Source organism: Bradyrhizobium sp. 139 (assembly GCF_023074175.1).
In the GTDB taxonomy this organism is placed as follows: Bacteria; Pseudomonadota; Alphaproteobacteria; order Rhizobiales; family Xanthobacteraceae; genus Bradyrhizobium.
The window spans coordinates 160,443-170,165 of the sequence record NZ_JADPKS010000045.1 but is presented as its reverse complement, the minus strand read 5'-3'; the positions used below and the strand labels follow the sequence as shown (position 1 = coordinate 170,165).

7 protein-coding genes and 1 pseudogene are annotated in these 9,723 nt (G+C 64.4%); 5 read left to right on the top strand and 3 right to left on the bottom strand.

Translation table 11 applies throughout. The features are described 5' to 3' along the window. Positions 1–112: 112 nt before the first annotated feature. Complete coding sequence (locus IVA80_RS11835) at positions 113–1,000, bottom strand: 50S ribosomal protein L11 methyltransferase (protein ID WP_247429483.1); 888 nt, start codon at positions 998–1,000, stop codon at positions 113–115. A gap of 151 nt (positions 1,001–1,151) precedes the next feature. Between IVA80_RS11835 and IVA80_RS11830 the strand changes: the two genes are divergently transcribed. Continuing rightward, positions 1,152–1,316 carry a Flp family type IVb pilin gene (locus IVA80_RS11830; protein ID WP_247429481.1) on the top strand — a complete coding sequence of 55 codons (165 nt, stop codon included), beginning with the start codon at positions 1,152–1,154 and terminating at the stop codon, positions 1,314–1,316. A 287-nt stretch (positions 1,317–1,603) separates the two neighbouring features. Here the strand turns inward: IVA80_RS11830 and IVA80_RS11825 are convergent, their stop codons facing one another. Beyond that, positions 1,604–3,214: an NAD(P)/FAD-dependent oxidoreductase gene (locus tag IVA80_RS11825; RefSeq protein WP_247429479.1), complete on the bottom strand. Its 1,611-nt coding sequence runs from the start codon at positions 3,212–3,214 to the stop codon at positions 1,604–1,606. 178 nt (positions 3,215–3,392) lie between these two features. Here IVA80_RS11825 and IVA80_RS11820 point away from each other — a divergent pair, with 178 nt between their 5' ends. Then, a complete protein-coding gene (locus IVA80_RS11820; RefSeq protein ID WP_247429477.1) occupies positions 3,393–5,672 on the top strand; it encodes a fused MFS/spermidine synthase in 2,280 nt (759 codons plus the stop codon). Positions 5,673–5,780: 108 nt separating this feature from the next. On the opposite strand, the pseudogene IVA80_RS11815 reads toward IVA80_RS11820, so the two are convergent. Then, positions 5,781–5,981, bottom strand: a pseudogene (locus tag IVA80_RS11815) (glycerophosphodiester phosphodiesterase family protein); the annotation flags it as partial. 303 nt (positions 5,982–6,284) lie between these two features. Between IVA80_RS11815 and IVA80_RS11810 the strand changes: the two are divergent. The 3 genes from IVA80_RS11810 to IVA80_RS11800 are packed head-to-tail and all read left to right on the top strand — an operon-like array spanning position 6,285 to position 9,658. Then, complete coding sequence (locus IVA80_RS11810) at positions 6,285–7,244, top strand: fatty acid desaturase (protein WP_247429475.1); 960 nt, start codon at positions 6,285–6,287, stop codon at positions 7,242–7,244. Between the two features lie 46 nt (positions 7,245–7,290). Then, positions 7,291–8,673 (top strand): MBOAT family O-acyltransferase, encoded by a 1,383-nt coding sequence (locus tag IVA80_RS11805; RefSeq protein WP_247429472.1) that lies wholly within the window; start codon positions 7,291–7,293, stop codon positions 8,671–8,673. Beyond that, entirely contained in the window at positions 8,648–9,658 is a 1,011-nt protein-coding gene (locus IVA80_RS11800; RefSeq protein ID WP_247429470.1) for a hypothetical protein, read from the top strand. Before IVA80_RS11805 ends, IVA80_RS11800 begins: the two co-directional genes overlap by 26 nt. Positions 9,659–9,723 lie beyond the last annotated feature (65 nt).

Genomic DNA, 9,723 nt, shown 5'->3' with positions numbered 1-9,723 from the left:
CCTCTCCTCACATCCGCTGCCGACAGGCCACGCCTTGACGGCCGCAAGCGCGGCGTCATGCTTGCGGAAATCGGGGGCCATACTTAATGGTTGCTACGGCATCTACGCTGGCTCATCCCACCTTCCGCAGCAACAAACTGCTCCACCCCTCGATCCGCAGGTGCCGCAGCGGCACGAGGCCGCGTGCGCGGTAGGCGGCGATCACGGCGGGGGCCTGATGGGTCAAGAGGCCCGAGAGGATGACGCGGGCGCCGGGTGCGAGGTGCCGCGCCATCGGGCCGGCCAATTGCCTTAACGGGTTGGCAAGGATGTTGGCCAGGACCAGGTCGAACCGGCCGCATCTGGCAAAGTCCGGCGCAGCGAAGCCGGTGGCGCGGATCGCCCGCACCTGGTTGCCGACTTCGTTCAGCGTCGCGTTCTCGGCCGCAACCCGCACCGAAGGCGGGTCGATGTCGGAGGCGAGCACCGCGCGATGCAGCGCTTTCGCCGCCGCGATTGCCAACACGCCGGTTCCGGTGCCGAGGTCGAGCGGGTTCCTCGGCAGGGAACTCTTCAAAACGTGGTCAAGCAACAGTAAACAGCCGCGGGTGGTGCCGTGATGGCCGGTGCCGAAGGCGAGCGCTGCCTCGATCTCGATGCCAAGCTTGTTCGGCGCGACGCGGTCGCGGTCATGGCTGCCGTGCACGACGAAGCGCCCGGCCGGCACCGGAACGAGATCTTCAAGGCTCGCCTTGACCCAGTCCTTGGCCTCGACGATGTCGAAGATGAGCGTTTCGGCGACGTCATTTCCTGCTGAAGTTGCAACGAGTTCGCGCAGCAATGCCTGGTCGGGCATCTCGGCGAAATGGAGCGTGACGTCCCATTGTCCGTCCGGCCGCTCGAAAGCGGCGACTGCTGCATCGCCCTCGAAAAAGACCTCTGTGAGCACGTCGACGACGCGCTTGGCCGCGGCCTCAGTGCCGATCGAAAAGCTGGCGCGATGTGTGGAGGAAAGCTGCATCCGAGGGTCCGTTGAGCCAATTTTTTGGAACTTTTGTTCCTAATTTCCGTACAACTTGTAGTTCTTGAGTTAACCCGGCCGCAGGCTGTGCCGCGTAGATATCCGGATGTTGGATCGACCAACACACTTTGCAATTGAATGGAGGCGAGTCTTGAAGCGCATGATTTCGAAGTTCTGGTCGGACGAATCCGGTGCAACCGCAATCGAATACGGCCTGATTGCAGCCGGCATCGCGCTGGCGATCATCACTGTGGTGAACAGCTTGGGCACCAGCTTGAACGAGAAGTTCGGTTCGATTAGCACCTCCTTGAAGTAATTTCCGCCTCCCATTTCCCAGTGGGGGCTACTTTCTTCAGAGGCTGTTTCCTGACGATCGCCCGCACGGGGAATTGCCCCTGGCGGGCGATGTCGTTTTGGGGGCTCAGGGAATGACCGACCCCCGGCCGTCCGCTCGTTTTCCGGACATTGTCCACGGCCTTATCGCGCCACTTATCGCCAGCATTTTCACCGCCTTGTACGCAGTTCGCCGGGCGAGCCACGCACCGGTTACCCACTACTTTCTCACGGCCCTGCCAACAGCCTGTCCACAGCTCATCCACAGACCTATACACGGCTTCCGAACAGCGACCGGTGATCCCTCAAGATCACCTGCGCGGCGTTGTGGCCGGGAGCGCCGGTGACGCCGCCGCCGGGGTGGGCGCCGGAGCCGCAATGGTAGAGGCCCTTCAGGGGACCCCGATAATCGGCATGGCCCAGCATCGGCCGCGCCGAGAACAGCTGGTTCAGCGTCAGCGCGCCATGGAAGATGTCGCCGCCGAGGAGGCCGAACTGCCGCTCGAGATCAAGCGGGGACAGGATCTGGCGGCCGAGCACGCTTGCCGCAAAGCCCAGGGCATATTTGTCCACCGTCGCGATCATGAGGTCGGCGACCTCTTCGCGATGGTCGTCCCAGGACTTTCCGTCGGGCAGTTCGGGCGCGACGTGTTGGCAGAACAGGCTCGCGACGTGTTTGCCCGCGGGTGCGAGCGTGTCGTCGAGCGTGGAGGGGATCAGCATTTCGATCACAGGGTCACGGCTCCAGCCGTGCGCGCGGGCATCGAGCCAGGCGCGGTCCATATAACCAAGGCTCGGCGCCAGGATGATGCCGGAGCTGAGATGATCGCCATCGCCCGGAAGCGCGGTGAAGGAGGGCAGGCGGTCCAGCGCCACGTTCATGCGGAAGGTGCCGGAGCCGTTCTTCCAGTGCCGGATGCGGGCGAGAAAGTCTCGGGGCAGGGCGTCGGCCGCGATCAGCCGCGTATAGAGCAGCTTTGGATTGACGTTGGCCGCGACGTACTTCGCGCGAATGGTCTGGCCGTTCTCCAGCACCACGCCGACCGCGCGGTCACGCTCGACGATCACCTCGCGCACGCCCGCATCGGTGTCGATCGCGACGCCGCGGCCCTGCGCGGTGCGCGCCATCGCTTGTGTGATCGCGCCCATGCCCCCGACGGCGTGGCCCCAGACGCCCTTCTTGCCATTCACCTCGCCGAAGGCGTGATGCAGCATCACATAGGCCGAGCCCGCCGCGTACGGACTGGCATAATTGCCGACGATGGCATCGAAGCCGAACAGCGCCTTGACCAGATCGTGCTCGAAGCGCTCGTCCAGCATCTCGCCGGCCGAGCGGGTGAAGAGATCGAGCAGGCTGCGGCTTTGCTCCAGCGTCAGCCCACGCAGGATGTTGGCGCTCTGGAACGCGTTCACCGCTTCGCGGACAGCAGCCGTGCCGAAGCCGTCGACCATATTGGGCGGCGCGCGCAGCACGAATTGTCTGAGCACGTCGGCGATATCTGCCAGCTCGCGAGAGAACCCGTCGAGCGCGTTTGCGTCATGCGTGCTCAGCCGCGCCACGGAGTCCTTCGTCCGTCCCTCGCCGGTGAGCAGATAGCTGCCATCGGGCGCGGGCAGAAAATTCTGCGCGCGCCGCTCCACGATTCGCAGACCCTGCTCGGCCAGCCCGAGGTCGCGGATCACCTGCGGATTGAGCAGGCTCACGGTGTAGGCCGCGACCGAATTGCGGAAGCCCGGATGAAACTCCTCCGTGACCGCCGCCCCGCCGACCACCTTGCGGCGCTCGACCACGCGCACGCGCAAGCCCGCCGTCGCGAGATAGGCCGCGCAGGTGAGGCCGTTATGGCCAGCGCCGATGATGACGACGTCGGTTTCGATCATGACCAGTTCAATTTGTTCCGCTGTCATTCCGGGATGGTCTGAAGGACCCGACCCGGAATGACATCTGTATATCAGGCATTCCTCGCTGCAACATCACGAGAGCCTTTATTGCCCGTTCAGGTGCCTTGTGCTCCATTGCGCACCTCCGGCGCCTGCCGGGGCTTGAGCCGGAGCTTCCATGGATTCGATCGTACAACCCGCCGCTACGGAGCAGCCGTCCTCGTCGCGCAACCGGCTGCTGCTGACGGTCTACACCGCCGCGATCTTCGTCAGCGCGCTGCTGCTGTTCTCGGTGCAGCCGCTGTTCACGAAGATGGTGCTGCCGCGGCTCGGCGGCTCGCCGGCGGTATGGTCGGTGGCGATGGTGTTCTTCCAGTCGCTGCTGCTGGCCGGCTATGCCTATGCGCATCTGTTGATGCAGATCAGGAGCCGCATCGTTCCGGTCGCGGTGCATCTGATTTTGCTGATCGCGGCCTTCGCCACGCTGCCGCTCGGCATCGCCACCGCCTATGGCGAGCCACCGGCCTCCGGCTATGCGTTTTGGCTGCTCGGCCTGTTCGTGGTCTCGATCGGCTTGCCGTTCTTCGCGCTCGCCGCCAACAATCCGCTGCTCCAGGCCTGGTTCGTCCGCACCGGCCATCCTGCCGGACACGATCCCTATTTTCTCTATGCATCCTCCAACATCGGCAGCTTCCTGGCGCTGTTGTCCTATCCGTTCCTGCTGGAGCCGATGTTCACGCTGCACACGCAGAACCGGTTCTGGACCCTCGGCTATGGCCTTCTGATCCTCCTGCTTGCCGCCTGCGGCGTGCTGCTGCTGCGCTCGCCGAAGCTTGCCGTGGCAGACGCGCAATCCGAGGATGTCAATGCGCCCGCGCCGGGCCTCGTGATGCGGCTGCGCTGGATATTCCTCGCCGCGGTGCCGTCCGGCCTGCTCATCGCCGTCACCGCGCACATCTCGACCGATGTCGCGGCGGCGCCGTTGCTCTGGGTGCTGCCGCTGTCGCTGTATCTGCTCACCTGGGTGGTGGTGTTCCAGTCGCGGCCGCTGTTGCCGCATAAATGGATGCTGATGCTCCAGCCGGTCGCGATCGCGGGCGTCATCTTCCTGCTGGCTTTCGGCGGCGAACAGAATCTGCTGCTGACCCTCGGCGGCCACCAATTGTGCTTCTTCGTCATCGCCATGGCCTGCCATGGCGAACTGGCGCGGACACGGCCGGCCGCCAAATATCTCACGGGCTTCTATGTCGCGCTGTCGTTCGGCGGCATGGTCGGCGGCCTGTTCGCAGGGCTTGTTGCGCCTTTCACCTTCTCCTGGATCGCCGAATATCCGATTCTGATCGCGCTCGCCGCGCTGTGCCGACCGCCTGCGAACGAGCGGCTGGCGGGCATTGTCAAATGGTACTGGCTGGCACTTGCGGCGCTCGCGGTAGCACTCGTTGCGCCGTCCTACGCGACCGGCAATCTCTCGACCTGGTTCGAGGATCACCGCGTCTGGGTCGCGGGTGCCGTCGGCGTGCTCGCAGCACTTCTGGCGCTCGCGCTCAATGCCGGCCGCTGGAAGATATTCGCCACCGCCGCGCTCGCGCTGGCGTTGATCCGCGTTTATCCCGCGGACGAAGGCCGCGTCACGACGGTGCGCAGTTTCTTCGGCGTGCACAAGATCGTGGTGACGCCCGGCGGCTATTTCCACGTGCTGATGCACGGCACCACGATCCACGGCGCCGAGCGCTTCCGCAACAATGACGGAACGCCGGTCGTCGGCCGGCCCGAGCCGATCACCTACTACCACAAGGACGGCGGCATCGGTCAGGCCGTCACCGCGATCCGCGAGCGCAAGGGCGCGCCGCTGAAGGTCGCTGCGATCGGCGTCGGATCGGGCACGCTCGCCTGCGCCGCCGAGCCGGGCGAAAGCTGGACCTTCTTCGAGATCGACCAGTCCATGGTCGACGCGGCAAGCGATCCGAAGAACTTTCGCTACATATCGGGCTGCATGCCGGGCCTGAAGCCGGTGATCGGCGATGCTCGCCTCACCTTCGCGAAAGAGCCCGACGGCGCTTATGATCTGATCGTCGTCGACGCCTATTCGTCGGATGCGATTCCGATTCATCTCGCCACCGAAGAGGCGATGAAGATCTACAAGGACAAGCTGGCTCCGCACGGCGCCGTGGTGATGCACGTCTCCAACCGGCACCTCGATCTCGAGACCGTCGTGGTCGGAATCGCCGATGCCAACGATTTGAAGAGCTGGGTTTTCAACGAGGATTCCGGGCGCGACGGCGACTACATCTTTTCGACCGACGTCGTCATCTCCGCGCGCGAGGAGGCTGACGTCGGTAAGATCGCCTCCGCCAAGGTGTGGGAGCAGACCGAAGCCGACGACCGGGTGCGGGTCTGGACCGACGACTATTCCAACATCCTAGGGGCGCTCTATCGGCGCCTGAGGGATGGGGAGTAGGCTTCGTAGCCCGGATGGAGCGCAGCGCAATCCGGGGTGCTTTCGCGCGGCGGACACAGCTCCCGGATTTCGCTTCGCTCCATCCGGGCTACAAGGAATGGCTCCGAGTTACGGCACCACCGGCGTCCCCGCCGGCAGTGCAATTCCCTTTTCGCCGGCGACCTGCCGCAACAGGTCGGGCCTGTCCGAGATGATGCCGTCGACGCCGACCTCGATCATGCGCGCCATGTCGTCACGCTTGTTGACGGTCCACACCACGACGCGCAGTCCGAGCGTCTGGGCCTCTGAAACCAGCGCGTCGGTCACATCGACAGCGCATTGGCGAAGGCCGGCAGGGTGTTTTCCGGCAACAGCGCCCTCCCGCCGCGATGCGCCTCGAGATCGAATCCCATGGCCTCTCCCGCCATCACAACCGAGATCACAGTCAGAATTGTCGCAGCACGTGATGGCATGGTGACTCGCAGGGCAAGCGGAAAAGGCCGAATTTGAGCGCGTTTTGGCGCGGCGAGCCTATTCTACAGACTTTCGTGCCTGTTGAAACCTTGGGCGGCGGCTTGGGTTGCGTTCGCGCAGCGGCTATGTACTCATAGCTGCGTCCTTGGAATCCCGGCCGTGCAATCAAAACGCGATCACCGCATCATCCGCAGCCGGCATTTTCACCGGATGCAGCGGCGGCATTTCATCATCTTCGACGTGCTTCCCTTCGTGGGCACGCTGGTCGCACTGGGCCTGTTGTTCTACCGGACGATCGGTTCGATCGAGCTCGGCCTGTTCTTCGGCTTCTGGCTCGTCACCGGGCTCGGCCTCACGGTCGGCTATCACCGCCTGTTCACCCACCGCGCCTTTGCGACGTCCACCCCGATGAGCGCAATCCTCATCGTCATGGGATCGATGGCCGGGCGCGGCCCGATGCTGTCCTGGGCGGCCATGCACCGGCGCCACCACGAGCTGTCCGATCACGACGGCGATCTGCATTCGCCGCTTCTGCATGGCGATGGCCTGCTTGGCCGCCTGCGCGGTTTCCTGCATGCGCATCTGACCTGGATGATCGAGCACGATTATCCCAACGTCGCGCATTACGTGCCGGACCTGATGGCGGACCGCAGGCTGGTTGCCGTCAACAGCTACTATTACACTTGGGTCGCGCTCGGCCTGTTGCTGCCGGCGGTGATCGGCGGCCTGGCCACCATGAGCCTGTGGGGCGCGCTGAGCGGCTTTCTGTGGGGCGGCGTGGTCCGCATGTTCGCGGTCGAGCAGACCATGTCCGCGATCAACTCGATCATGCATACATTTGGCGCGCAGCCCTTCGTCACCCGTGACGACAACAGCAGGAATCTCGGCGTGATGGCCTGGCTCGCCTGGGGCGAAGGCTGGCACAACAATCACCATGCCTTCCCGTATTCCGCGGCCTTCGGCCTGCGCTGGTTCGAGTTCGATCCCGGCTTCATCTTCATCCGCGCGCTGGAGACGCTCGGGCTTGCCTGGGACGTCAAGGTGCCGAGCGAGGAGAAGATCGCGCGGCGCATGCTGCGGCAGCCGGGCGATGCTGCGTCCGACCTGGAAACGGGCTGAGCATCATCGACCGGCGCAACGCCGGTGATGGCGCGGCTTTGATCCGATGCTCTTCAACGATTACCCCTTTCTCCTGGTCTTCCTGCCGGCGGCGCTGCTGATCTGCCGGCTGGCCGATCCCTATCCGCATTGGCGGATCGGCGTGCAGGTTGCGCTGTCGCTCGCGTTCTATGCCTGGGGCAGTCCGTCCTTCATCCTGCTTCTGATCGCCTCGATCGTGATCAACTGGCTCGCCTCGGTCGCCTATGGCCGCATGAAATGGGCGATGCTTCTCACGCTCGTGATCGTGGTCGATATTGGCGTGCTGGCGCTGTTCAAATACGCGAACTTCGTACTTGCCAATCTAGGCCTCGTGCTGGGCACGACCTTCCCGGCGCTCGACATCGGGCTGCCGCTCGGCATCTCCTTCTTCACCTTCCACCACATCATGTATCTGGTCGATCTGAAGCGCGGCAAGGCGCCGCTCTATCCGCTCGATCGCTACGCGCTCTACATCGCCTTCTTCCCGCAGGCGATCGCCGGGCCGCTGGCGCGCTGGTCGGAGGTGATGCATCAGTTCGGCCGGCGGGTTTACGTGCCGGGCTGGCAGCGCCAGTTCTGCATTGCGACCTGCTTCATCGCGCTCGGCCTGTTCGAGAAGGTCGTGATCGCCGACGGCGTCGCGCGTCTGCTCGACCCGATCTATGCGCAGGCCGTGAGCGGGCCGCTGCCGAGCGGCGATGCCTGGCTCGCCTTCTGCTTCTCCTTTCAGATCCTGTTCGACTTCTCCGGCTACTCCGATATCGCGATCGGCCTCGGTCTGCTGCTGGGCGTGCAGCTCCCCTACAATTTCAATGCGCCGCTGCGCTCGACCAACATCCAGGATTTCTGGCAGCGCTGGCACATCACCCTGATGCTGTTCCTGCGCGATTACGTATTTTACCCGCTGGTCAACATGCGTCTGTTGCCGCGGCGCTGGCTGCCGATCCAGTTCTTCGCCGCGATGATGACCACCATGACACTGTGCGGGCTGTGGCACGGCGCGAACTGGACTTTCGTGCTGTGGGGCGTGCTGCACGGGCTTGCGCTGGTCGCCTGCGCGTTGTGGCGCCGCTATGGTCCGAATTTTCCGTCATGGCTCGGCTGGGCGCTCACCGTGCTGTTCGTGCTTGCAACCGGCGTGATCTTTCGCGCGGGGTCCGTCGAGGCGGCCTGGCATATCTTCTCCGGACTGGTTTCGCCGCTGCCGCTGGAGCGCGGAAAGCATCTGTGGCCGCTGATCGCAGCGCCGCTGTTTGCCTTCCTGCTGCCAGCCAGCCAGGACATCGTCGCCATGTTCACGCGGCGGCCGAATCCGTTGCTTGCCGGCCTGCTCGGCATCGGGCTGTTCGCATTGCTGCTCCATATGGGTGGTCGGGATCTGCATGAGTTCGCCTACTTCAAGTTCTGAGACCGACCCCGGCTGGGGCCGCAGCCTGGCGGTGTGCCTGGGCACGCTGATCGGCGGCGCATTGCTCGTGCTTGCGCTGATGGTGGTGGTCGATCCCTATGACAGCGGCAAGCTCGGCCTGCTCGGCATCGACGGCGTCGACAATCGTCTGACGCAGATCACGGCGGCGAGCCGCGCGCGCGATGCAAACTTCAACGCCGCCATCCTCGGCAACTCGACCGCGCAGATGATCGAGCCGGCGGAATTGTCGCGCGCAACGGATTTGCGCTTCGTGCAGCTTTACATGACCGGCTCGAGCCCACGCGAACAGCTCGCGGTGCTCGACTTCTTCCTGCGGAATCACGGGGAGGTCGGCGCGCTGGTGATCGCGGCCGACCCCGGCTGGTGCGTGCATGCGCGGCCGAAGGAGGAGGGCGTTCCGTTCCCCTATTGGCTCTATGACAAGAGCGTCGTCAGCTATGCGGTGCGGCTGATCTCCTGGCAGGCGATCGAGCAGGCATTTCAGCGGCTGAGCATCGGGCTTGGCCGGCGGCAGCGGATGAATCCGGACGGCTTCGTCAGCTACGAGGACATCTGGCCGCCCGGCCAATTCAAGGAGGTCGGCTGGCCCAGGGATCCCGTGCCGACAGCGTCCACCGAGATGCGGGCGGCATTTCCCGAGATCGTCGCGCTGACGGATATTGTCAGGAAGTTGCCGGCCGATGTGCCGGTCGTCATCATCGTGCCGCCGACCTTTGCAGCCACGGTGCTAAAACCCGGAACGGACACGGCGCTGGAGCGCAGCGCCTGCGATGCCGCGCTGAAGGCGGTTGTGGCCGGACGGCCGCGCAGCAACTTTGTCAACTACCGCGTCGACAACGATCTGACCCGCGAGCGCGCCAACTTCGCCGACTTCATCCACTACCGATCGAGACTCGCGGGCCTGATCGAGCAGGGCATTATTGCGAGCCTGCGCGACGGAGAGAACGCGCGGATCGATTTCTGAGCAGCGTCCGGCTCAAGCTATCCGGCTCAAGCTATCCGGCTCAAGCTATCCGGCTCAAGCTATCC